We start from the raw sequence: 24,691 nt of genomic DNA, 5'->3' as shown, positions 1-24,691 counted from the left end.
CTGGTATTTGGCATTAATCGTTCAGCGTACGGTTAAGGATCTCCAGTTGTACATCACGGTCTAAGTTCACAAAGCGGGCACTAAACCCACCGACCCGAACTATCAGGTTGGGATAGTTTTCCGGATGCTGATAAGCCGCTTCCAGCTCGCCTTTGCCCACCACGCTCACCATGAGTTGCGGCCCACCTTGCTCGAAGTAGCCTTCCATTAACGCATTGACCAGCGGGCGACGGGTATTAAACAAAGTTTTGCTGAACTTGATGTTTTGCACTGAACCGGCGTGATACTTAGCGTCCAGTTTCACCAATGAATTCAGCATGGCTGTTGGGCCATTTTTATCGGCACCACTTTGCGGGTTGTTGGCATTACTCATGTAAACGCCACATTGACGACCGTCTGCTGACGCGCTGGTGGCTCGGCCCCACTCGGTATTAACCTGATTATTGATAATCACCACAAGGTAGCTGTCGAGCCCAACCTGCTGCGCGGCATCACGTACGCCATTGCAAATATACTCGTGCATCTCTACGGCAATTTCGTCAGCGTAGCCGTCATCGTTACCGAATTTTGGCGCGTTAATCAGGTCGTTGCGCATTTTTTCATGGTCAACAAAATCCACTTTTAGCGCTTCAATCAGCGTGGCGTAATCGTACTTTTGCTGCTCAAAGATGACTTTTTTAATGGCAGCAAGGGAGTCTGAGGCGTTGGTATTCCCGTAAGTTTCGTTGGTGCCGCCAAGACGATAAGCGCCACCGTTAAGCAATGTTTTTTCCCGCTCAATGCAATCACTGGTGAGCAAACTGGTCAGCAGAAAACCGACCTGTTGATTCATTACTCTATACGAAGAGGCCTGGGCTTTTGCGGTGATGGCGATGTAGTAGTTGAGCAGGTTTTTATAGTTGCTCATCACATCGTCAAAGCTGCTGATTTGTTGTGGTGTTTTCAGCACCACACCGCCACTTTTGTTTTTCCCATCCCAAAAGTCGATGCCGCCGGTCAACGCAATATTGAGAATTTTCAGCACGTTCATGCAGGTATTTGGCGTACCCACGCTGCGCCCCGACAGCACAAACTCACCACAGCCAAAGGGCACGTACTGCTCTGCATCTTCCTCGCTAACCTGCATGGAGTGCATGACTGCCGGAATATTGACATCGTCGTTATACAAAATCGGGTAGGTGATACCGGTGCCAATCACGTCCAATGCTTGCTGATAAATGGCTGGGTTCATTCCCTGGTAAATACGCAAGGTGAACTGGGGTTCTGTATCCTGGTTTTCCTGCACAGCCTGAATGGCGAGGCGGCAGTAAACATCGGCATGTTCCGGTTGACGACGCCCGCGACCGCCAACAATGACACGACCATTGACCGTGGTTTTACGTGCTTCAATGAGTCGGTAATGGGAACGAATATAATCAATCGCTTCCCTTTCAGTAAGCAACCCGGCGTTTAAATCATGGACCAATAGTGCACCCAGATAGTCATCCATGCGCCCGTAGTTCACCACACCGGCACACAGGCTATACAGCCAGCTCAGTTGAATACCTTGCAGGAAGGTTTCTGGTTTCTGCGTGCGGATGTGCATGAGTGCATCAATTAAAGTGGAAAGATGTTGTTTGCGTGCCAGGTCTGGCGTGGTTTCCAGTTCGTTTGCCGCGAGTTGGATATGGCGGTCAATCACGGTGACGACAATGCTCAACATACCGAGGAACGCTTGATGAAGCGTGATTGTCTGCTCATCCTCACGCGCAATGGCCGCATCAAGCTTGTGCTGGATTTTCTCTCTTAAGCCTGTCAGCCCAAGATCAATCAGCAAATTGTAGTCAAGGTACATGCCGCTAAGGCGGGCTGTGGCAATCGCCGGATAATTAACATCGACAAATTTGCCCAGCGTGTCGTCTTTGAGCGTTTGGCGGAAGTAGATCGATCGCGTGTCATGGGTGTGCCAGTAATCAAGCAGGGCATCAATTCGGTGATGAAGACCTTCAGGGAGCGAGGATTTAAATTCTGCCAGTTTGCTGAAGTTACAGTAATGCCCCACACCGCCAACGGACGTGACGCAACCAAATCCAATCGGCAGTACATCCAGGCGACCAATGATTTTGTCTTCCGGTTGAATACTGCGAAAGAGGGTTGGATACAAGGCTTGCAGGCATTTTACTTCACGTATTAACGGCGAGCTTTCGCTGCGATGCGCCAGAGTGTAGGCCTCCATAACAGCAAGTTGTTCGACAGGCGTTTTCTCGCAGGGGATCTTCTTGTTGACGTCAACCTGCTCGGCGATAACGGGAGCGCTCATAATTTTTCCTTACTGATTTCTGGGTTTCTATTATTAAGTTGTAATTACAAATTTAAAACTGAGATCGGGATCTTACTTTCATCACATGCCCGATAATTTACACATGGATCCCTTTGTGATTGCCTTCACACCTCTTGGTGAAGGGGGCGTCATCACACGGTTTATATGATTTTTATCAATACCCGCGATCGTGATTGTTTCTATTTTTCTCCAAACTTGTAATTACATATTTGTGAGGGAAAAGAAATGAATGGCTTATTAAGCAAAGAGCTTATCTGCTTGAATCTGAACGCCCGCGAAAAACATCAGGTCTTCCACGAGATGGCTGAATTACTGTGGCAGGCGGGCCATATCACTGATATTTCACAATTTGTCGCGGATGTTTGGGATCGTGAAGATACGGGAAATACCGGATTTGAAGGCGGTGTGGCTATCCCGCATGCTAAAAGCCCGGTGGTGAAACAGGCCGCAGTCGTCGTGGGGATCAGCCCACAAGGGATTGAATATGGTGCTGAAGATGGAAAGCCCTCGCACGTTTTCTTGATGATCGCTTCTCCGCATAACGCGTCCAATTTGCATATCGAGATCCTTGCCCAGCTCTCCTCACGTCTTATCGAAGACGGCTTTATGGAAACGCTATTACAGGCAACCTCACAGGAGGAAGTGTTAGCGTTGTTCACGGCGCAAGCCTCGCCCGAAGATGACAACCGAGAAGTCAGGCAGGATAAGGGGTTGATTCTTGGCGTCACCGGCTGTCCGGTTGGCGTGGCGCACACTTACCTGGCTGCGGAAGCTATCGTTAAAGCCGCCAGAGAGATGGGTTATGAAGTGAAAGTGGAGACCAACGGCTCTATTGGCGTTAAGGATTCACCCACAGCTGAAGAAATTGCCCGGGCAGATGCGGTGGTGGTGGCTTGTGATAAGCAAGTCGATCTCGACCGTTTTGCCGGAAAGAAAGTGGTTATCTGCGGTGTGAAATCGGCGATTAAAGGCGCTACAGGCTTAATTGAACAAGCGCTTTCGGCACCGCTCTACCAGGTGGCAAGCAGCAGTAAGGCAAAACCGGCTTCGACGACTTCGTCAGGTTCAATGCTGTATAAGTCACTGATGAACGGGGTGTCATACATGATCCCCTTTGTGGTGGTCGGCGGTTTGTTAATTGCGTTATCCCTGGCATTGGGTGGGGTACCGACCGAGCAGGGGCTAAGTATTCCTGTTGATAGCTTGTGGAACAAAGTACTGAGCGTTGGCGTGGTTGGCTTTACGCTGATGATCCCGATTCTATCTGGTTACATTGCCTATGCTATTGCTGACCGGCCGGGGTTGGCTCCTGGATTGATTGGCGGCTGGATTGCGAACAATGGTTCTTTCTACGATGCCAGTGCAGGCACCGGATTTATTGGTGCCATTGTTGCGGGGCTGCTCGTCGGCTACTTCGTGAAATGGTTGACGCATTTTAACTACTCAAAAATGGTCCAGCCGTTGGTGCCCATTATGATTGCACCCATCGCCGGTACGCTGTTTATCGCTGCAATCTTTATGTTTGTCATTGGCGCTCCCATTGCTGATTTGATGACGGCGCTTAACCACATGCTGGCGAATCTCTCTACAGGCAACGTTATCGTTATCGGTATTGTGATGGGGTTGATGCAGGGGTTCGATATGGGCGGACCATTCGGTAAAGTCGTGTTTATGTTCAGCGTGGGGTTGATTGCCCAAGGGCAAACGCAGTTTATGGGGGCTCAGGCTGTGGCGATTCCTGTTGCACCTTTAGGCATGGCGCTGGCTGCATTTATGGGCAGACGCTTTGGGCTGTTTGATGATGAAGAATATGAGAATGGCAAAGCCGCTGCCGCGATGGGGTTGGTAGGGATTTCTGAAGGCGCGATTCCTTTTGCCGCGCGTGATCCCTTTGCTGTGATCCCTGCAAACATGATTGGCTCTGCGGTAGCTTGCTGTCTGGGCTTCATCTTTAGTCTGCATTGTAACGTGGCACATGGCGGGCCAATCATTGTCCTGCTGGGCGGATTCGACAAGCCGTTGTTGGCGCTGGTTGCAATGGCTGCCGGTGTGGTTTCTACCGCGACGATTGCTATTGCCCTGAAACGTTTTAAAATGATGCGCAACCGTCAACACGCGGTTATGGATGTCGCCTGAAAGTCAATCTGGCGACGGCGGAGCCTTATTCTCAGGCTCCGTTACGAGCTTTATTCCCCGGAATGCGCATGAAATACATCGATATTTATCATTTGTTAAAAGAGAAGATAATTAAAGGCAACTATCTTCCTTATGCGCCGCTGGAAGGTGAACACGCTCTGGCACAGTTTTATCAGGTTAGCCGTCCGACAATTCAAAAAGCGATTGCCAGACTCAAGCGTGAATCTTTTGTGCATACCCGGCAGGGGGCCGGTATTTTTGTGAATCCCCCTGAGTTTTACCAGGACAACAGCGTGATATCGATTTCTGAACGCATTCAAAGCGACCAGAAACTGGATAACGTGGTGCTACTTTTTGATACTCAGCAGGCTGAAGGGGAGTTGGCAGACTACTTTCCCCAGCCGCCAGGCAGTTTGCTGATTCATTACCGTCGAATGCGCATCATTAATGAGCAACCCGCGATTATCGAAGAAACCTGGATGCCGAGTTCACTTTTCCCTGAATTTACCCGCGAAGATTGTAGCCATTCAGTGCTGCAATATATTGAACGGACGTGCGGGTTAGCTATCAGCCACGATGTTAAAACACTTTCCGGAAAAGCACTGAATCAGGAAGAAGCCTGGCTGCTGCGCACGCAAGAAGGGCGGATTTGCCTTTCTATTCGTCATAAAGTGTTTTTACAAAGCGGGCAAATGGCGCAGTACACCCTGGAAACGTTGCTTTCTAATGAGGTTACGACCGTTTCGATGCGTTAACTGGCATTATTCGTCATACTTCAAGTTGCATGTGCGTTGGCTGCTCTCATTCACCCCAGTCACTTACTACAGTAAGCTCCTGGGGATTCATTTGTTTGCCGCCTTCCTGCAACTCGAATTATTTAGAGTATATATTTGTGTTACGGGCATTAAAAAAGGCGAAACCATGGTTTCGCCTTTTTTGTGAGCCTTTAACTATCAGAATGCATAGTTAAAGTTCATGCCGTACAGCCACGCTTTACCATCAGACTGGAAGGTATAGGGACCTTCTTTGAACTCAACGTGCTGGCCGTGCATGTAGGAGACACCCACATCGACAGACGCATCTTCGTTAAAGGCGTAAGTGGTACCTGCACTCAGCCAGAAGCGGTCCTGATCCGGGATAGAAATGGAACGGTGATCCCCAGGAACCGGGCTATCGTCAAATGCGATACCAGTACGGAAGGTCCAGTTCTTATCCATATAGTAGGTGGTACCTAAAGCAATACGGTACGCATCTTTAAAGCTTTCATCTTTATAGAACAGGGTCTGGCCGTTGCTGCCAGTTGCTTTCAGCTCCTGGAACTGACTCCAGCTGGTGTAAGCAATGCTGTAGTGAATCGCCCACTGTGGATCAACTTTGTTATAACCGGACAGTTCCCACATTTCTGGCAAGTTCAGGGTCAGAGAACCTGGAACGGTTTGCCCATTGGTACCTGCAGGTAAGCCAAATTTAGACAACAACGGGTTGTAAGCGGAAGGTAAATTGCTCTTATAGTCGCCGTCGAAGTCGATTTTGATTTCGGAACGGTAGGTTAAGCTGTAGCGGTTATCTTTATTGATTTCATAAAGGATACCGGCGTTCCAACCGTAACCCCACTCATCACCTTTCAGGTGCGCGATTTGAGTGTCGGAAGGAATGCGGGAAACAGGGCCTGCCAGGGAAGGAGGCAATGCACCAGAGCCTGCGACAATTTGACCAAGATCACCTGCGTAACGCTCGATTTTCGCTTTAGCGTAAACAGCATCAAAGCCAAGACCAAAGCTCCAGTTGCTGTTTAAACGATATGCACCGCTCAGGTTCAGGTTCATCGTCGTCAGGTCGGTTTTGCCGCCCATTGAGCCTGCGGTGTAATCGTCAGTAAATTCTGTTGCTAAACCGTAGTTAGATGTAACAGATGCTCCCCAACCAAATTGTTCATTAATGGGTGCAACAAAGTGGAAGTTTGGAACCCAGGCGGTCGGCGCGATGTTATTAGCATCAGTGCTACGGCCCGTTGGGGATGTGCCAGCAATATTCACATCCGGGTCAATAAACACCGCACCGCCAGAGAAGGTTGGGCGGTCAAACATGGTGATTAACGCCGGGTTACGGCTGACGTTACCCGCATCGTCTGCGATTGCGCCTTCCCCGGAATAAGCTCGGCCTAGGCCTGAGGAAGAGAACTCGTTTAATTGAAAGCCGGCCGAGTACGCCTGCGATGAGACTATTGCCACTGCAACCGCGAGGGCTGACTTTGTAAACAGGTTTTTCTGGCTCATGACCAAAACCTCATAATAGATTTATTTTTATACAAACATTGTTACACACCGTAACAGGAGCGCGAATAGTAGGGGCTGATCTGTTACAGAGAAAGCAGACCAGTTGCGAGAGTATAGGTCTGACCAGATGGTATGTTGCAAGTTTGTATCTGAAAATTTTCAAATTTGATCGTCGAAACGAGATCTGCCTGGCAAAATCGAGGAAAGCGTCACTAAGCAAAATGGGTGAATCTTGTTTTAGATCATTTTTAAGTGTGATTTGGGTCACTTGCAGATTTTGGCAAGATTAACGACTGGAGTCGGTTCAACGGAGAGCGTAAAATAACCAAGAATTTTTTATTCCTCGTCATACTTCGAGCTGCATGTGCGTTGGCTGCGTTCACTCCCCCGAATCACTTACTTATGTAAGCTCATCGGGATGAGTTCTCTGGCCGCCTTCCTGCAACTTGAATTATTTAGAGGAAGGCCCTTCGGATTGAAATACAGAGGAAATCATAAATGAGTAAAAACACTGCTGATGAAACCCCGGTTTGCTGCTGTATTGATGTCGGTTCTATCATTGATAATACTGACTGCACAGCGACCTACAGCCGCGTATTCGCTACCAAAGCAGAAGCTGAAGAAACTCTGGCAGCGTTGAGCGCAAAAGCTCGTGAAGTAGAAAATGAACCTTGCCAAATCGTTCCGACGTTTACTGAAGAAGCTGAAGGTGTTCGTCTGGATATTGATTTCATCTTCAGCTGCCAGGCTGAAACCATGATCTTCCAGCTGGGCCTGCGTTAATTTTTATCCCTTCTCCTGGCCTTCTCCCTCTCCAGGGGGAGAGGGTTGGGGTGAGGGCATCTATTCCCATTTACTTCACTCAAAGCGTGTCCCCCCTCCCAATTCTTTCGTCCCCTGGTTGGCTGATTGTAACTTTTTAGTTAAAACTGTGATCAGGTCAGACCACTACTGGTCGTTTACAATTTTATTCCCAAAATAATTCGAGTTGTGGGTAGGCGGCAAAGGAGCAAATCTTCAGGAGCTTACTAAAGTAAGTGACTGGAGTTTGTGAGTGCAGCCAACCCCCCCACAACTTGAAGTATTCTGAGAAGAACAGGGGAGCGTTATGAGTCAGGCACTTCCGCTGGTCACCCGTCAGGGTGACCGCATCGCCATCATCAGTGGTTTACGCACACCGTTTGCCCGTCAGGCTACGGCATTTCACGGTATACCTGCCGTCGATCTTGGCAACATGGTGGTCAGCGAATTATTGGCCCGTAGCGAAATTCCCCCAGAAATCATTGAGCAATTGGTTTTCGGACAGGTTGTCCAGATGCCGGAAGCGCCCAATATTGCCCGTGAAATTGTACTTGGCACTGGGATGAGTGTGCACACCGACGCCTATAGTGTCAGCCGTGCATGTGCGACCAGCTTCCAGGCGGTGGCGAACGTAGCCGAAAGCTTAATGGCGGGGACAATCCGCGCAGGGATAGCGGGAGGGGCAGACTCCTCATCCGTTTTGCCCATTGGCGTAAGTAAAAAGCTGGGGCGCGTACTTGTCGATGCGAATAAAGCCCGTACGCTTGGGCAAAAGTTAAAGCTCTTTTCACAACTTCGTCCGCGCGATTTATTGCCCGTGCCGCCAGCCGTAGCGGAATACTCCACCGGTTTGCGGATGGGCGATACGGCGGAACAAATGGCGAAAACCCACGGTATCACGCGTGAACAGCAAGATGCGTTGGCGCATCGCTCTCACACTAAAGCGGCGATTGCCTGGCAAGAAGGCAAACTGGCTGAGGAAGTGATGACTGCCTTTATTCCTCCTTACCGCCAACCTTTCAGCGAAGATAATAACGTTCGCCAGAACTCGTCGATTGCCGACTATGCGAAGCTGCGCCCTGCGTTTGACCGCAAACACGGCACCGTCACTGCCGCCAACAGCACCCCGTTAACCGATGGGGCCGCTGCGGTTATTTTAATGACAGAATCCCGTGCGAAAGAATTGGGTTTGAAGCCACTGGGATACTTGCGCAGTTACGCTTTCACCGCCGTTGATGTTTGGCAAGATATGCTTCTTGGCCCGGCCTGGGCGACACCTCTGGCGTTAGAAAGAGCAGGCATCACATTGAATGACCTGACCTTATTCGATATGCATGAAGCATTTGCTGCGCAAACGCTGGCTAACCTGAAAATGCTCGCCAGTGAACGTTTTGCTCGCGATGTGTTAGGCCGCGCCCATGCTACGGGTGAAGTGGATGATTCGAAATTCAACGTATTAGGCGGCTCGATTGCTTACGGCCACCCGTTTGCTGCGACCGGTGCGCGAATGATCACGCAAACGCTGCATGAACTGCGTCGTCGCGGTGGTGGATTGGGTTTAGTCACCGCCTGCGCGGCGGGTGGATTGGGTGCTGCCATGGTTCTGGAGGCCGAATAATGGAACAGACTTCTGCTTTCAACTTACATATCCGCCTCGACAATATCGCGGTAGTGACTATTGATGTTCCGGGCGAAAAGATGAATACGCTGAAAGCCTCTTTCGGCCCGGAAGTGCACGGTATCATCAAGCAAATTCGCGATAACTCCGCGCTGCAAGGGGTGATCTTTATCTCTGGCAAACCGGACAACTTCATTGCGGGTGCCGATATCAACATGATTGCTAACTGCCAGACGACACTTGAGGCGCAAACTCTCGCGCACCAGGGCCAGCAAATCATGGCAGAAATTGCAGCTTTACCCATTCCGGTGGTGGCGGCAATTCACGGAGCATGTCTTGGTGGTGGGTTGGAATTGGCGCTGGCATGCCATGCGCGTGTTTGTACCGATGATGAAAAAACCAAACTCGGCTTGCCTGAAGTGCAACTGGGTTTGCTGCCGGGATCGGGTGGGACACAACGTTTGCCGCGTTTGATTGGGGTCAGCAATGCGCTGGATATGATCCTGACGGGCAAACAATTACGTCCGCGCCAGGCATTAAAACTTGGGCTGGTAGATGAAGTGGTGCCGCATTCGATTTTATTGGCAGCAGCCATTGAGCTGGTGGCAAAAGGCCGCCAGCCATCCCGAATATTGCCGGTTCGGGAACGCATCCTGGCGGGGCCACTAGGACGTTCTTTACTGTTTAGCATTGTAAGTAAGAAAACCGAGCAAAAAACGCGCGGTAATTATCCTGCCACGCAGCGCATTATCGAAGTGATGAAAGTGGGTCTGGGTCAGGGGAGTTTTAGCGGTTACGAATCAGAGGCGAAAGCCTTTGGTGAACTGGCGATGACTCCACAATCCGCCGCTTTGCGGGGGTTATTCTTTGCCAGTACTGAGCTTAAAAAAGAACATGGTGCGGATGCACAACCGCGTCCAATAAACGCAGTGGGTGTGCTGGGTGGCGGGTTGATGGGCGGAGGTATTGCGTTTGTCACGGCGACCAAAGGCAAATTACCCGTGCGAATCAAAGATATTAACAACGACGGCATTAACCATGCGTTGAAATACAGCTGGGACTTGCTGGATAAAAAAGTGCGCCGCCGCCATATGAAAGCGGGCGAACGCCAGCGTGAAATGGCGCTTATCTCCGGTGGTACGGATTACCGTGGTTTCCATCATCGTGACATCGTCGTGGAAGCGGTTTTTGAAGATCTCGCACTCAAGCAAAAGATGGTCGCGGAAATTGAACAACATGCGGCACCCCATACCATTTTTGCGTCGAACACGTCTTCGTTGCCTATTGCCGATATTGCGGCAAACGCCGCAAGACCTGAGCAGGTTATCGGTCTGCATTACTTCAGCCCGGTCGATAAAATGCCGTTAGTTGAGGTTATCCCGCATGCCGGAACCAGTGCGGAAACCATTTCCACGACGGTCGCTCTGGCTAAAAAACAGGGTAAAACACCGATTGTGGTGGGCGACAGCGCGGGTTTTTACGTCAACCGAATTCTGGCGCCTTACGTTAACGAAGCGATGCGTTGCCTGGTAGAAGGGGAACCTGTCGATAAAATTGATAATGCGCTGGTGGCGTTTGGTTTTCCGGTCGGCCCAATCCAACTTTTGGATGAGGTGGGAATCGATGTGGGGACTAAAATTAGTCCTATACTTCAGCGTGCTTACGGCGATCGTTTTGCCGCACCGCAAAGTATTGCAGCAATATTGAACGACGATCGCAAAGGTAGAAAAAATGGGCGGGGTTTCTATCTTTATCCTGGGAAAGGGAGTAGAAGCAAAAAGCAGGTTGATCCTGCAATCTATACGCTGCTGGGCGTTTCGCCGAAAGGGCAGCTTACTGAAAAAGAGATAGCTCAACGCTGTGTGATGATGATGCTCAATGAGGCAGCTCGCTGTCTGGATGAGGGCGTTGTTCGCAGCGCTCGCGATGGTGACATCGGCGGCGTATTCGGTATTGGTTTCCCACCGTTCCTCGGTGGCCCGTTCCGCTATATGGATTCACAGGGGGCGGGTGAAGTCGTCGCACAATTGCAACGCCTGGCAAGTCGTTATGGGGAGCGTTTTGCTCCTTGTGACAGGCTTTTACAAATGGTGGAAGAACAACGAAATTTTTGGGGAAACTGAACCCCAAAGATGAAACTGTAGTCAAAGAATCATGAGTTTTAACTCGCTCTTAGGGCGAGGAGTGAGCTCGGTGAATGGATGCTGGTCGGTCATTTGGTAACCAGTGATTGACTATACTTGCACCATTGAGGTAAAAAACAGCGTTTCATTCGATGTACGGATAAGGCACAATGCCCGGCTGCTGAATTTCTCCTCTCAAGTTTCAGGGGAATTCAAGCATTCCTGGTTAACAAAAGCGGTGCAATATGCAAGTTTTTATCATGCGTCACGGCGACGCAGCACTCGATGCCGCCAGCGACTCGGTACGTCCACTCACCCAGTGTGGTTGTGATGAATCCCGAGTAATGGCGACTTGGTTGAAAGGTCAAGTAGCGGATATCGAACGTGTTCTGGTGAGCCCTTACCTGCGAGCCGAACAAACCCTGGATGTTGTGCGGGAAGCACTGATTCTTCCAGGTAAAGAAGACATTCTGCCGGAATTGACGCCGTGCGGCGATGTGGGACTGGTGGGTGATTACCTGCAAGCCCTGGCAAATGAAGGCGTTGAATCGGCATTGGTGATTTCCCACTTGCCGTTGGTCGGTTACCTGGTGTCTGAGCTCTGTCCACAAGAGACACCTCCGATGTTCAGTACCTCAGCTATTGCCAATGTCACACTTGATCCCGAAACCGGGAAAGGTGTGTTCAACTGGCAGATGAGTCCGTGCAATTTGAAGATAGCTAAAGCTATCTGAAAGCCGTAAGCATGAAGTAAAAAGAGCCGCGATAAGCGGCTCTTTCTGTTTGTGGCGACGGTCGAGGTATCTGGCGTTTTCTCCCTCTACCCGCGGGTGAAGGTATCTGGCGTTTTCTCCCTCTCCCTGTGGGAGAGGGGCGGGGTGAGGGCATCAGGCAGCTCAGTGCTACGGTAATTCCGGCGGCAGCCACTCTTCTATTTCAATCAACACCAACAATGCAGAATCACCGCCGTACTCTTTCGGCGCCTGGTGAAATGCCATGACATGTGGATGTTGCGCCAACCACAGCGGCGTTTGCTGCTTCAGAATGTGTTTTCCATGCCCATGCATGACGCTTGCACAAAATACATGTTCACGACGACAGGCCGCGATCAACGCCCCTAATTCCTGTTTCGCTTGCAGCTGCGTCAGGCCATGCAAATCGAGGAAAAGTTCTGGCGAATAATCACCTCGACGAATTTTTTTAAGCTCAAAATGGCTGACGTCCTCGCGCACATATCGCGTCGGACCTTCCGTTGCCAACCGTGGCTGGAATTCATCGGAAAAATAATGGCTGGCATCGGCTTGCTCTTGTAACAGCCGTTTCACCGGGACTTCCTGGACTTTCTTGCGCATCGGGCGATGAACAATGGTGTCCTGAGTCAATTTTTTCGTGCCGCTCATCAAATCACGGAAAAGGTTCTGATCATCAACGCTGAGCGGAGTTTTCTTTTTCATCTTTTTCTTGTCTCGCATTCGTTTTGTCGCCAGTTTACCTGGTTTGCCGTCCATCACTAAATAAAACGGAACTTTCCCCGCAGTGACAGTAATTGAAATGCTGATTTGTCGCGGTCTTCATGGCAAACTAATCGATTATTGAATTAGCGTGAACGGCCTGCGGAGGGCAACGTGGATAAAATTTTCGCCGATGAGGCAGTGAATGAACTGCACACCATTCAGGATATGCTGCGCTGGGCAGTAAGTCGTTTTAGCGCCGCCAACATCTGGTATGGACACGGCACCGATAATCCGTGGGACGAAGCCGTTCAGTTAGTGCTGCCAAGCCTCTATCTGCCGCTGGATATTCCTGAAGATATGCGTACGGCGCGCCTGACGCCAAGCGAACGCCATCGTATCGTTGAACGCGTTATTCGCCGTGTAAATGAGCGTATCCCGGTAGCTTATCTCACCAACAAAGCCTGGTTCTGCGGTCACGAATTTTATGTCGATGAACGTGTGCTGGTGCCGCGTTCCCCGATTGGTGAGCTTATCACTAACCGCTTTGCGGGTCTGTTCGACCAGGAACCGCTGCATATTCTTGATATGTGTACCGGCAGCGGCTGTATTGCCATCGCTTGCGCTTACGAATTCCAGAATGCAGAAGTCGATGCGGTCGATATTTCTCTTGATGCATTGGCTGTTGCCGAGCAAAACATTGCTGAGCACGGTCTGGAAAATCAAGTAACCCCAATTCGTTCCGACCTGTTCCGCGACCTGCCAAAAGTTCAGTACGACATTATCGTGACTAATCCCCCGTATGTGGATGCAGAAGATATGTCTGATCTGCCGGGCGAATTCCGCTTCGAACCTGAGCTGGGTCTGGCTGCGGGTAGCGATGGTCTGAAACTGGCGCGTCGTATTCTGGCATGTGCTCCAGACTACCTCGCTGATGGTGGCGTCCTGATTTGTGAAGTCGGGAACAGCATGGTACATCTGATGGATCAGTACCCGGATGTGCCGTTCACCTGGCTTGAGTTTGACAACGGCGGCGACGGCGTATTTATGCTGACCAAAGCGCAATTGATCGATGCGCGTGAACACTTCAGCATCTATAAAGATTGATCAGTACAGGCGGGCCTTCAGGCCCGTCTTCTTTTGCTCACAACACAACGAAAAACGATAACGGAAAGAAGATGGCTGGAAACTCTATTGGACAAGTATTTCGCGTAACGACATTTGGTGAGTCTCACGGTGTGGCGTTGGGTTGTATCGTGGATGGTGTGCCGCCAGGCATTCCGCTGACCGAAGCCGATTTACAACACGATCTCGACCGCCGCCGTCCAGGCACTTCCCGTTACACCACGCAACGTCGTGAACCTGATCAGGTGAAGATCCTTTCCGGTGTATTCGAAGGGGTGACCACGGGTACGAGCATCGGTTTGCTAATTGAAAACACCGATCAGCGCTCACAAGACTACAGTGCGATTAAAGATGTGTTCCGTCCTGGACACGCTGATTACACCTACGAACAAAAATATGGCCTGCGCGATTACCGTGGCGGTGGCCGTTCTTCCGCGCGTGAAACCGCAATGCGTGTGGCCGCTGGGGCTATCGCTAAAAAATATCTGGCGCATAAATACGGCATTATTATTCGTGGCTGTCTGACGCAGATGGGTGATGTGCCGCTGGAAATTAAAGACTGGGAACACGTTGAGCAGAACCCATTCTTCTGTCCCGATCCCGATAAAATCGAAATTCTTGACGAACTGATGCGCGCGCTCAAAAAAGACGGCGATTCTATCGGTGCAAAAGTCACTGTGGTAGCAGATAATGTGCCGCCAGGTCTTGGCGAGCCAGTGTTCGACCGCCTGGATGCCGATATTGCCCATGCGTTGATGAGTATCAACGCGGTGAAAGGCGTGGAAATCGGCGATGGTTTTGGCGTAGTTAACCTGCGTGGCAGCCAGAACCGCGATGAAATTACCAAAGAAGGCTTCCAGAGCAATCACGCTGGCGGCATTCTGGGTGGCATCAGCAGTGGCCAGCAAATTGTTGCAAATATGGCGCTGAAGCCAACGTCCAGCATCATGGTTCCGGGCCGCACCATCAATCGCGAAGGCGAAGAAGTGGAGATGGTAACGCGTGGCCGCCACGATCCTTGTGTGGGTATTCGTGCCGTGCCGATTGCCGAAGCGATGCTGGCGATTGTTTTGATGGACCATATGCTGCGTCAGCGTGCTCAAAATGCTGATGTTACTTTCCCTTTACCGCGCTGGTAATGCGATGAAAAAAACGCTCGTGGGGCTGCTGGCATTACTGGCTAGCGCCGCTACTTTTGCTGCGACACCGTGGCAGAAAATTAGTCATCCGATTGCGGGTAGCCCGCAATCTATCGGTGCTTTTTCTAACGGTTGTATCGTTGGAGCCCACGAGTTACCGCTCAATGATCCCCGTTACCAGGTGATGAGACAGGACCAACGTCGCTATTTCGGGCATCCTGATTTAGTGTCGTTTATCCAGCGCCTCAGCAATCAGTCGACACAACTTGGCTTGGGTACCGTGCTGATTGGTGATATGGGCATGGCGGCGGGTGGGCGTTTTAACAGCGGTCATGCCAGCCACCAAAGCGGGCTGGACGTGGACATCTTCTTGCAACTTCCTAAAACGCGTTGGACCTCAGCCCAGCTCCTTAAACCACAAGCACTGGATTTAGTCGGCAGCGATAATCAGCATGTGGTGCCGAGTTTGTGGCAGCCTGAAATCAGCAGTCTGATTAAACTTGCTGCGAAAGATAATGATGTGACGCGCATCTTCGTCAACCCGGCGATTAAACAACAACTGTGTCTGGATGCCGGGGCCGATCGTGACTGGCTGCGTAAAGTCCGCCCGTGGTTTGCGCATCGTGCACATATGCATGTCCGCCTGCGTTGCCCGGCAGATAGCCTTGAGTGTGAAGATCAACCGCTACCGCCGCCTGGCGACGGTTGTGGTGCAGAACTACAAAGTTGGTTTGCGCCACCAGCACCGGGCAGCACGCCATCGAAGAAAAAAACACCTCCCCCAATACCGGCCTCTTGTCAGGCTTTACTTGATGAGCATGTTCTCTAACGGATGAGCTAATGGAATGGTTTATGGTTTCCCCCCTGATGCTGGTGGTGCTGTTTTTTGTAGCACTACTGGCGGGGTTCATTGATGCACTGGCGGGTGGTGGTGGTTTGTTAACTATCCCAGCGTTATTGGCAACAGGGATGTCACCCGCTCAGGCGTTGGCAACCAATAAGCTCCAGGCGTGCGGTGGTTCGGTTTCAGCGTCTATCTACTTTGTTCGTCAAAAAGTGGTGAATTTGAAGGATCAGAAACTCAATATTCTGATGACCTTCATCGGTTCAACCAGTGGGGCATTACTGGTTCAGCATGTGCAGTCCGACGTGCTACGGCAAATCCTGCCCGTGTTGGTTATCGGTATCGGCCTCTATTTTTTGCTGATGCCAAAACTCGGCGAAGAGGACAGACAGCGCCGTTTATATGGCCTGCCATTTGCGTTGGTCGCGGGTGGTTGCGTCGGGTTCTACGACGGTTTCTTCGGCCCTGGTGCGGGTTCGTTCTATGCGCTGGCATTTGTCACCCTCTGCGGTTTTAATCTTGCCAAATCTACCGCTCACGCCAAAGTGTTAAACGCGACATCCAATTTGGGTGGTCTGCTGTTGTTTATCATCGGTGGGAAAGTGATTTGGGGAACCGGCTTTGTGATGATGATTGGGCAGTTTTTAGGGGCGCGTATGGGATCGCGTCTGGTACTGAGTAAAGGGCAAAAGCTGATCCGTCCGATGATTGTTATTGTCTCGGCGGTGATGAGTGCCAAACTCTTATTTGATAGCCATGGAACGGAGATCCTCCAGTGGTTGGGGGTAGCTTAAGATGACAACAGCAACGATGACAGAACACCATTATCAGGAACTTATCGACATTTTCGATAACTGCTTTAAAGACGAATTTAATACACGTCTGATTAAAGGCGACGACGAACCGATCTATCTTCCAGCAGATGAGGAAATACCTTATCACCGCGTAGTGTTCGCTCATGGCTATTACGCCAGCGGAATGCATGAGATTTCTCACTGGCTCATCGCGGGTAAAGCTCGCCGTGAACAGGTGGATTTTGGTTATTGGTATTGCCCGGACGGGCGTGATGCCGCAACACAGAGTCAGTTCGAAGATGTGGAAGTTAAACCGCAGGCGCAGGAATGGTTACTGTGCATGGCGGCAAATTTCCCGTTCAATGTGAGTTGCGACAACCTGAGCGGGGATGTTGACCCGGACAGGATTGCATTCCAACGCCGGGTTCATGCGCAGGTAATGATTTACCTGCAAGAGGGCATCCCGGCGCGTACGGCAAAATTGATTGAAGCGTTGCGAGCGTTTTATAAAACGCCGCCGCTGGCAGCGGAGCAGTTTCCGTGGCCGGAAGATTTGAACTAATTACCTGCAGAAAAAAGAGGAAGTACGATGATCGCGGAATTTGAGACACGCATTCTGGCGCTAATTGATGAGATGGTTGAGACAGCCAGTGATGACGAACTGTTTGCCAGCGGTTATCTGCGTGGCCACCTGACTCTGGCGGTAGCGGACCTGGAACACGGTGAAGACCACAGCCCGGATGCGCTTCACACAGCGGTGTCAAATAGCCTGGAGAAAGCTATTCAAGCGGGTGAGCTTTCTCCGCGCGACCAGTCTTTAGTGCTGGGGATGTGGGATAATTTGTACCAGAAAGCGCAGTTTTAGTTGCCCGTGGTGGATGTCGCTTACGCTAATCCACCCGACAACTGTTTTATCGTAGGTCGGATTAGCGTAAGCGACATCCGACACCCCTTATTTCACTTCTCTTCCCTTCAGTAACTTCCGCACCCAAAATCGATTAGGATTTAACGCCGCTAGTGTTTCGCTATCCATTGGGACAGGCTCATCGCTCATTTGTGCTGCCAGAATCTCTGCTGCCAGTGGCGCGCTGCAAAGCCCCCTCGAACCGAGTGCCACCAGCATAAACAAATTCGGATAAACCGGTGCAGTTATGGCATTTTCACGGTTTTCAACAAGCGTTGCATACGCTTCAAGTGTGGCGTTGTAGTCAGGAACGGAGCCAATCATTGGCATATGATCGCGTGATGCACAGCGTACACCGCAACGTGCTTCTCCGGAGGAAACATCCACTTCTTGCGGCCATTGCACTTCCGGCAGGCAGTTAATTAAACGCTGACGGTTATGTTGCTGATCTTCATCGTTATAGCGCATCTCTTCCACGCCACGATGATAGCTTGCACCGATGCAATGTTGCTGATTCTTCGGGTTTTGTGGCGTCAGATAACCGTCGTAACACAATACCTGGCGTAATGCCGAGAGCGTTGGCGTCGTCGGAATATGGCTGACCTGGCCGCCCACAGCGGAAATCGGCATTTTCTCGGTTTGCGAGAACTTATTGATTTTGTAACCGTTGGCTAACACCACTGCTGCATGTTGCTGCGGTGCGTGTTCTGTAAACGACAACTGCCATGTATCCGGAGTCAGTGTCAGGTTTTCCACCCGATGCTGGTAATGCGTTTTTAGCCCCATCTTTTCTGCGAGTGACAGCACGCCTGCGGTGAGTTGAGCCGGACATAACCAGCCACCGAGCGGGTAAGTTACGCCGCCATAACCGATTTCCACACCACATTGTTGAGCCACGCTTTGTGCATCGACCGCGTGTGCGAGCGCATCCGGTAATTCGAGACTCAGCATTTGCTCAATTTTATGCTGACTTTTTTCATCCCAACCTAATTGCGTGACGCCGCACCAGTCATGGTCAAATTCGAGGGGCAGTGAGTCATACAAGCGACGGGCAAAGGTAAAAGCGGCACTGAAAAAGGTTGCCAGCGCGGCGTCGTGCGTATTCAGCAATGGATAAAGTGCGCCCTGACGATTACCGGAGGCACCCAGTGCCGGGGCTTCATCCTCGCAATACAAGGTGACTTGCCATCCACGGCGTAGTAACGCCAGAGAGAGCAGGGCGCTGGCAACGCCACCGCCAATGATGGCGACCTCTTTACCTTGCGCGGCAGGGCGGGCGTACCACGGCGCGCGTGCAGCGGTTTCCAGTGCATTTTCTAAAATACCTGTGAGCATTTCCCGCTTGCGACCAAAGCCTTTGCTTTTAGTCATCGTGAAACCGGCGTCAATAAGGCCCCGACGGACAAATCCAGCGGAGGTAAATGTGGCCAGCGTGCCGCCATTACGAGCCAGTCTTGCCATTGCGTTAAATAGCTGCGGCGTCCACATATCTGGGTTTTTCGAGGGGGCGAAGCCATCGAGGAACCAGGCATCAACCTGATGATTTAATGTGTCATCTAATTGGGGGATGAGTTCGTTAATATCCCCAAACCACAGGTCTAATGTAATGCGCCCTTCATCCAGCAAAAGACGATGACAACCGGCTATCGGCAATGGCCATTGTTGCTGTAATTGCTCAGCAAATGGTGCCAGTTCAGGCCAATGGGCATGGGCGGCGCGTAAATCATCCGCCGTAAGCGGGAATTTTTCAAAACTAATAAAGTGCAGGCGCTGGAGGGTGGCATCTGGCTCTTTTTGGACGAAATCAGCAAAAGCTTCCCATAACGTCAGGAAGTTAAGTCCCGTACCAAAACCGCTTTCACCAACGATAAACAGCGAGCGATCGTGAGTGGAAAATCGTTCTAACAGGCGGTTTCCACCCAGAAAGACATAACGAGTTTCCTCCAGTCCATTATCATTAGAGAAGTACACATCGTCGAACTCTCGGGATACAGGTGTACCTTCTTCGTTAAAGCCCAGATTGGCTGGTTGTATTGGGGCGTGTTTCACGTAAGTTACTCGTCTGGCAGGCAGTGAAAGGATAGTAACGATGTGTGCGAAGCGGCGCAAATTTCAGGCCGATTTGTCTGATCGGACTTGTTCGGCGTACAAGTGTACGCTATTGTGCCTGTCGAAATCCTAAACCGTGCAGTAGAAGAGGTATTGAATGAAACGTGCAGTGATTACTGGTCTGGGCATTGTTTCCAGCATCGGTAACAACCAGCAGGAAGTCCTGGCATCTCTGCGTGAAGGTCGCCCGGGGATCACTTTCTCTCAAGAATTCAAAGATTCTGGAATGCGCAGCCACGTGTGGGGTAACGTTAAACTGGACACCACCGGCCTGATTGACCGTAAAGTGGTCCGTTTCATGAACGATGCCTCTGTCTATGCTTACCTTTCAATGCAGCAAGCTATTGAAGATGCTGGTTTGAAAGAAGAAGTTTATCAAAGCAACCCGCGTGTTGGCCTGATTGCAGGTTCAGGTGGTTCTTCTAAATCTCAGGTGTTCGGTGCAGACGCAATGCGTAGCCCGCGCGGCCTGAAAGCGGTGGGTCCTTACGTTGTGACCAAAGCGATGGGTTCTGCGGTTTCCGCATGCCTCGCGACTCCGTTCAAAATTCACGGTGTGAACTACTCCATCAGCTCCGCCTGTGCGACTTCTGCGCACTGTATCGGTAACGCTGTTGAGCAGATTCAATTGGGCAAGCAGGACATCGTATTTGCTGGCGGCGGCGAAGAGCTGTGCTGGGAAATGGCCTGTGAGTTCGATGCAATGGGCGCACTGTCTACTAAATACAACGAAGACCCGACTAAAGCTTCCCGTACTTACGATGCAAACCGTGACGGTTTCGTTATCGCAGGCGGCGGCGGTATGGTTGTGGTTGAAGAACTGGAGCACGCTCTGGCTCGTGGCGCGCACATCTACGCTGAAATCGTTGGCTACGGCGCAACGTCCGATGGCGCAGACATGGTTGCTCCATCAGGTGAAGGCGCGGTGCGTTGCATGAAGATGGCAATGCACGGTGTTGATACACCGATTGACTACCTGAATACCCACGGGACTTCTACGCCGGTTGGCGATGTGAAAGAACTGGGCGCAATCAAGGAAGTCTTCGGTAATAACTCACCAGCAATGTCCGCGACCAAAGCGATGACGGGTCACTCTCTGGGTGCCGCAGGCGTTCAGGAGGCTATCTACTCTCTGCTGATGCTGGAGCACGGTTTCATCGCGCCAAGCATTAACATTGAAGTGTTGGATGAGCAGGCTGCTGGTCTGAACATCGTGACTGAAACGACCGAGCGCAAACTGAACACTGTGATGTCTAACAGCTTCGGTTTCGGTGGAACTAACGCCACTCTGGTGATGCGTAAAGTTACTGCTTAATTTATCGCAGAAAGTGATAGATCCTAACGGGGTGCCAATGGCGCCCCGTTTTTTTTGCTGTTTACAATTATTGACAGTATCAATCACCGAAGGCACTATTCACGCCTCAACATTATCATTTTGATAATGCGTAAGCGTTCAACGTCAACCAACGCACCTTTAATCTGAACGTTCAGAGGGAAAGGGCGTGGTGGTTTCCTCGCCTTACTCTGCAATAAATGGAGTAAGCAGTATGTCTGCATTGATTGATTCTCAGCTAAAAAATAGCCGATCAGAAAATAAGTCTTTATTTAACATCACCTTTGCGGTGTTTCTCACTTATATGACTGTTGGCTTGCCGCTGCCAGTTATCCCACTTTTTGTTCACAACCAACTCGGCTATGGCAACACCATGGTGGGGATCGCTGTTGGGATTCAATTCCTCGCAACGGTTTTAACGCGTGGTTACGCAGGGCGATTGGCCGATCAGCAAGGTGCGAAGCGTTCGACTTTGCAGGGAATGTGCGCCTGCGCATTCGCGGGCGTCGCTTATCTGCTGGCGGCGTTGTTGCCTGTTGATGCGATGGCGAAATTCGGTTTGCTGATTGTCGGTCGTTTGATTCTTGGTTTTGGTGAAAGCCAACTGCTTACCGGCAATCTCACCTGGGGTATGGGGCTCGTTGGCCCGGCGCGTTCAGGTAAAGTGATGTCCTGGAATGGGATGGCGATTTATGGCGCATTAGCGGCCGGCGCGCCTCTGGGGTTACTGTTGAATAGCCACTGGGGGTTTGTTGCGCTGGGTGTATCGACTATTGCGTTGCCATTGGTAGCCTGGGCATTCAATGGCCGTGTTCGCGCCGTTCCAGCGCATAAAGGTGATCGTCCGTCGCTGTTTGCGGTCATTGGGCTTATCTGGAAACCAGGATTGGGTCTGGCGTTGCAGGGCGTGGGTTTTGCCGTTATTGGCACGTTTGTTTCGCTCTACTTTGCAGCCAATGGCTGGGCCTGGGCCGGTTTCACACTCACCGCATTTGGTGGTGCTTTTGTCCTGATGCGTGTGTTTTTTGGCTGGATGCCTGACCGATTTGGCGGCGTGCGTGTGGCACTGGTTTCACTGGTAATAGAAGCTGTTGGGTTAGTGTTGTTATGGCAAGCACCAGGGGCGGGCATTGCGTTAATGGGGGCGGCACTCACGGGTTGCGGTTGTTCACTGATATTCCCGGCGCTCGGGGTTGAAGTGGTAAAACGCGTTCCGGCACAAGTGCGTGGTACAGCACTGGGCGGCTATGCTGCGTTTCAGGATATCTCTTACGGCGTCGCTGGCCCGTTGACGGGATTATTAGCGACATCAATGGGTTATCCTTCGGTGTTTTTAGCAGGGGCGATATCCGCGGTAGTGGGCATCATTGTTACGCTGATCGCTTTTCGCAAGTGATCTTTGCCACCCTTTGCGGGGTGGCAATCTGCTATATCACTATCCACAGTAAAATCATCACCACAATCAATGCGACAAAGGCCATCCCTGGGTGAGCACTGATCAACTTCATCGGCTCGATAAACGGCGACAATATTGGGCTGGCGATGGGGTGAACATGATGAACCTCAAGCGCAGCTGGCAGGCGTTCCGCCCGCTTCAAAAACACCTGATTCAAGATATCCTGCACCTGCGCGGTGGTCAGTAATGTCTGAGGTGTCGCTTGAAAACGCTGCAGGGAATAATCGGTAATTTCTTTCCATTCAGCAGGTTCCAGTGGCTGTTTAAGCGCGGCCTGGAGAGTATGCAGTGTCGGCGTATGCTGCTGGCTCAATGTTTGACGCGCCTGGAGCCATGTGGTCAGCAAAGTGAAGTGTTTGGCTGGGATCAGATCGCCCGTTTTAACCCCAGACAGCTCAAGCATCGACTGCCAGATTAGCTTTCCAGACTCGCCCGTCGCGGCAGCCAGTTTAGCAACTTGTTTATTTAACGCGTTATGTTCAGCCGGAAGCAGCGGGCGATCGGTCGCCTGGCGCTGTTGCGGTTGCGGAATCGCCAACTGGTTATTTTGTAATAACGTCAGGACGCTTTTTAATTGCTCTGGCGTGAGTTGGCTCAGTGCGCTCTGGCCAAATTGCTGGCGAATATAGTCGCTAACGGCCTGGCGATTATTGCCCTGAGGCAGAAGCTCGCTAAGTTGCTGAACGACCTGGCGGTTGGCGTGAGTGGTTTGGGCATTGCCCAGACGCTGATTGAGATTTTGTTCAGCCGCTGGAAAGTGACGCGATAATAAAGGCGTTTCACTTTTTAGCCCGAGATCATGCTTGAGTCCCGCCCACACTTCGGCACTTTGTTGCTGACTGAGTGCAACAAGGCGCGTGACCAGACGTTCCAGTACGGTACGTTGCTGAGTGGAAAGCGGAAGTTCGCCGGCCGCTGAAGGTGTGGAGGGGGGTTCCCCCGGAGGGTGCGCTGTCACCCCCTGAATGGGTTGCATAGTCTAAAATCCTTTATCGATCCCCGGCTCAAGTATGCCAGGACGCCAGATTATGGCACACTATCAGGCTTATTCTCGACGATTAACAGACAGGTAGCGTAACGTGAAAATCCTCGTTGACGAAAATATGCCCTATGCACGTGAATTGTTTAGTCGCCTGGGCGATGTAACTGCAGTGCCAGGCCGCCCGATTCCAGTCTCCGAACTGGCGGATGCCGATGCGTTAATGGTGCGTTCGGTCACCAAAGTGAATGCTGATTTACTCGAAGGTAAGGGGATTAAGTTTGTAGGTACGGCAACGGCGGGTACTGACCACGTTGACGAAAACTACCTTGCCCACGCGGGCATTGCTTTTTCAGCAGCTCCAGGGTGTAACGCTATCGCTGTTGTCGAGTATGTCTTTTCTTCACTGCTAATGTTAGCTGAACGTGATGGTTTCCACCTGACAGACCGCACGGTGGGTATTGTCGGCGTCGGCAACGTCGGTTCACGTTTGCAGGCTCGTCTGGAAGCTTTCGGCGTTCGGACACTGCTGTGCGATCCTCCTCGTGCGGATCGCGGCGATGAAGGTGATTTCCAGTCGCTGGAAACCCTGGTGCGCGAAGCGGATGTGCTGACGTTCCATACGCCATTGTTCAAAGACGGCCCGTACAAGTCGCTGCATCTTGCCGACGAAAAACTGATCTCCAGCCTCAAGCCTGGCACTATTCTGATTAACGCCTGCCGTGGCCCGGTGGTCGATAACGCCGCGTTGCTGAAATGCCTTGAGAAAGGGCAGGATCTGAGTGTGGTGTTGGATGTCTGGGAGCCAGAGCCTGAGCTCAATGTGGCGTTACTCGATAACGTTGACATTGGTACTGCGCACATCGCAGGTTACACGCTGGAAGGCAAAGCGCGTGGCACCACTCAGGTCTTTGAAGCATTCAGTGAGTTTATTGGTCAGAAACAAAAAGTGGCTTTAGACACTTTGCTGCCTGCTCCCGAATTTGGCGCTATTACTCTGCATGGTCCGCTCGATCAGCCGACACTCAAAAGACTGGTTCATCTGGTGTATGATGTGCGCCGCGATGATGCCCCGTTGCGTAAAGTCGCAGGGATTCCTGGTGAGTTTGACAAGCTACGCAAAAACTACCTGGAACGCCGTGAATGGTCGTCACTACATATTCAGTGTGATGATGAAACTGCGGCACAAACACTGCAAAAACTCGGTTTTAGCGCGGTTCATACTCCTCGCTAACCCTATTCTTTTGTCCCACCGGACTGAAATCCGGTGGGATACTGTTTTA

20 protein-coding genes are annotated in these 24,691 nt (G+C 51.2%); 15 read left to right on the top strand and 5 right to left on the bottom strand.

The window, feature by feature from the left end:
• Positions 1 to 13 precede the first annotated feature (13 nt).
• Positions 14 to 2,299, bottom strand: coding sequence for a pyruvate formate lyase family protein (locus BSPA111_RS04985; protein ID WP_183270059.1), 2,286 nt, complete (start codon positions 2,297 to 2,299; stop codon positions 14 to 16).
• Between the two features lie 246 nt (positions 2,300 to 2,545).
• On the opposite strand from BSPA111_RS04985, the gene BSPA111_RS04980 reads away from it, so the two are divergent.
• Both BSPA111_RS04980 and BSPA111_RS04975 read left to right on the top strand, forming a co-directional pair.
• Positions 2,546 to 4,456 carry a fructose-specific PTS transporter subunit EIIC gene (locus BSPA111_RS04980; RefSeq protein ID WP_183270058.1) on the top strand — a complete coding sequence of 637 codons (1,911 nt, stop codon included), beginning with the start codon at positions 2,546 to 2,548 and terminating at the stop codon, positions 4,454 to 4,456.
• Positions 4,457 to 4,524: 68 nt separating this feature from the next.
• On the top strand, positions 4,525 to 5,211 hold the full coding sequence (locus tag BSPA111_RS04975; protein WP_183270057.1) for a GntR family transcriptional regulator: 687 nt from the start codon (positions 4,525 to 4,527) through the stop codon (positions 5,209 to 5,211).
• Positions 5,212 to 5,409: 198 nt separating this feature from the next.
• Here the strand turns inward: BSPA111_RS04975 and fadL are convergent, their stop codons facing one another.
• On the bottom strand, positions 5,410 to 6,732 hold the full coding sequence (gene fadL, locus BSPA111_RS04970) for a long-chain fatty acid transporter FadL (RefSeq protein ID WP_183270056.1): 1,323 nt from the start codon (positions 6,730 to 6,732) through the stop codon (positions 5,410 to 5,412).
• Positions 6,733 to 7,230: 498 nt separating this feature from the next.
• Here fadL and BSPA111_RS04965 point away from each other — a divergent pair, with 498 nt between their 5' ends.
• The 4 genes from BSPA111_RS04965 to sixA all read left to right on the top strand — a co-directional run bounded on the left by BSPA111_RS04965 (position 7,231) and on the right by sixA (position 12,008).
• Positions 7,231 to 7,515 (top strand): YfcZ/YiiS family protein, encoded by a 285-nt coding sequence (locus BSPA111_RS04965; protein WP_183270055.1) that lies wholly within the window; start codon positions 7,231 to 7,233, stop codon positions 7,513 to 7,515.
• Between the two features lie 325 nt (positions 7,516 to 7,840).
• Positions 7,841 to 9,151 carry an acetyl-CoA C-acyltransferase FadI gene (fadI, locus tag BSPA111_RS04960; RefSeq protein WP_183270054.1) on the top strand — a complete coding sequence of 437 codons (1,311 nt, stop codon included), beginning with the start codon at positions 7,841 to 7,843 and terminating at the stop codon, positions 9,149 to 9,151.
• Positions 9,151 to 11,274 carry a fatty acid oxidation complex subunit alpha FadJ gene (gene fadJ, locus BSPA111_RS04955; protein ID WP_183270053.1) on the top strand — a complete coding sequence of 708 codons (2,124 nt, stop codon included), beginning with the start codon at positions 9,151 to 9,153 and terminating at the stop codon, positions 11,272 to 11,274. Before fadI ends, fadJ begins: the two co-directional genes overlap by 1 nt.
• 245 nt (positions 11,275 to 11,519) lie before the next feature.
• Positions 11,520 to 12,008, top strand: coding sequence for a phosphohistidine phosphatase SixA (gene sixA / locus BSPA111_RS04950; protein ID WP_183270052.1), 489 nt, complete (start codon positions 11,520 to 11,522; stop codon positions 12,006 to 12,008).
• A gap of 168 nt (positions 12,009 to 12,176) precedes the next feature.
• Here sixA and smrB read toward each other — a convergent pair whose 3' ends face one another.
• Positions 12,177 to 12,728, bottom strand: coding sequence for an endonuclease SmrB (gene smrB, locus BSPA111_RS04945; protein ID WP_183270051.1), 552 nt, complete (start codon positions 12,726 to 12,728; stop codon positions 12,177 to 12,179).
• A 171-nt stretch (positions 12,729 to 12,899) separates the two neighbouring features.
• Here smrB and prmB point away from each other — a divergent pair, with 171 nt between their 5' ends.
• From prmB to BSPA111_RS04915, 6 genes are all read left to right on the top strand, one after another.
• A complete protein-coding gene (gene prmB, locus BSPA111_RS04940; RefSeq protein WP_183270050.1) occupies positions 12,900 to 13,832 on the top strand; it encodes a 50S ribosomal protein L3 N(5)-glutamine methyltransferase in 933 nt (310 codons plus the stop codon).
• Between the two features lie 71 nt (positions 13,833 to 13,903).
• On the top strand, positions 13,904 to 14,989 hold the full coding sequence (gene aroC, locus BSPA111_RS04935) for a chorismate synthase (RefSeq protein WP_183270049.1): 1,086 nt from the start codon (positions 13,904 to 13,906) through the stop codon (positions 14,987 to 14,989).
• Positions 14,990 to 14,993: 4 nt separating this feature from the next.
• A complete protein-coding gene (gene mepA, locus BSPA111_RS04930; protein WP_183270048.1) occupies positions 14,994 to 15,818 on the top strand; it encodes a penicillin-insensitive murein endopeptidase in 825 nt (274 codons plus the stop codon).
• 11 nt (positions 15,819 to 15,829) lie between these two features.
• Positions 15,830 to 16,627 (top strand): sulfite exporter TauE/SafE family protein, encoded by a 798-nt coding sequence (locus BSPA111_RS04925; RefSeq protein WP_183270047.1) that lies wholly within the window; start codon positions 15,830 to 15,832, stop codon positions 16,625 to 16,627.
• Positions 16,628 to 16,643: 16 nt separating this feature from the next.
• Positions 16,644 to 17,189 carry an elongation factor P hydroxylase gene (locus tag BSPA111_RS04920; RefSeq protein ID WP_183270292.1) on the top strand — a complete coding sequence of 182 codons (546 nt, stop codon included), beginning with the start codon at positions 16,644 to 16,646 and terminating at the stop codon, positions 17,187 to 17,189.
• 27 nt (positions 17,190 to 17,216) lie between these two features.
• Positions 17,217 to 17,492 (top strand): YfcL family protein, encoded by a 276-nt coding sequence (locus tag BSPA111_RS04915; RefSeq protein ID WP_183270046.1) that lies wholly within the window; start codon positions 17,217 to 17,219, stop codon positions 17,490 to 17,492.
• 87 nt (positions 17,493 to 17,579) lie between these two features.
• On the opposite strand, the gene mnmC is transcribed toward BSPA111_RS04915, so the two are convergent.
• Positions 17,580 to 19,580: a bifunctional tRNA (5-methylaminomethyl-2-thiouridine)(34)-methyltransferase MnmD/FAD-dependent 5-carboxymethylaminomethyl-2-thiouridine(34) oxidoreductase MnmC gene (mnmC, locus tag BSPA111_RS04910; protein ID WP_183270045.1), complete on the bottom strand. Its 2,001-nt coding sequence runs from the start codon at positions 19,578 to 19,580 to the stop codon at positions 17,580 to 17,582.
• 157 nt (positions 19,581 to 19,737) lie between these two features.
• On the opposite strand from mnmC, the gene fabB reads away from it, so the two are divergent.
• Positions 19,738 to 20,955 (top strand): beta-ketoacyl-ACP synthase I, encoded by a 1,218-nt coding sequence (fabB, locus tag BSPA111_RS04905; protein ID WP_183270044.1) that lies wholly within the window; start codon positions 19,738 to 19,740, stop codon positions 20,953 to 20,955.
• Positions 20,956 to 21,187: 232 nt separating this feature from the next.
• Complete coding sequence (locus BSPA111_RS04900) at positions 21,188 to 22,369, top strand: MFS transporter (RefSeq protein WP_183270043.1); 1,182 nt, start codon at positions 21,188 to 21,190, stop codon at positions 22,367 to 22,369.
• A gap of 31 nt (positions 22,370 to 22,400) precedes the next feature.
• On the opposite strand, the gene flk is transcribed toward BSPA111_RS04900, so the two are convergent.
• On the bottom strand, positions 22,401 to 23,405 hold the full coding sequence (gene flk / locus BSPA111_RS04895) for a flagella biosynthesis regulator Flk (RefSeq protein ID WP_183270042.1): 1,005 nt from the start codon (positions 23,403 to 23,405) through the stop codon (positions 22,401 to 22,403).
• A 103-nt stretch (positions 23,406 to 23,508) separates the two neighbouring features.
• On the opposite strand from flk, the gene pdxB reads away from it, so the two are divergent.
• Positions 23,509 to 24,642, top strand: coding sequence for a 4-phosphoerythronate dehydrogenase PdxB (gene pdxB / locus BSPA111_RS04890; RefSeq protein WP_183270041.1), 1,134 nt, complete (start codon positions 23,509 to 23,511; stop codon positions 24,640 to 24,642).
• The last annotated feature ends 49 nt before the right edge of the window (positions 24,643 to 24,691 follow it).

This window comes from Buttiauxella sp. A111, from assembly GCF_014189855.1.
In the GTDB taxonomy this organism is placed as follows: domain Bacteria; phylum Pseudomonadota; class Gammaproteobacteria; order Enterobacterales; family Enterobacteriaceae; genus Buttiauxella; species Buttiauxella selenatireducens.
This window is presented reverse-complemented; position numbering and strand designations above follow the sequence as displayed.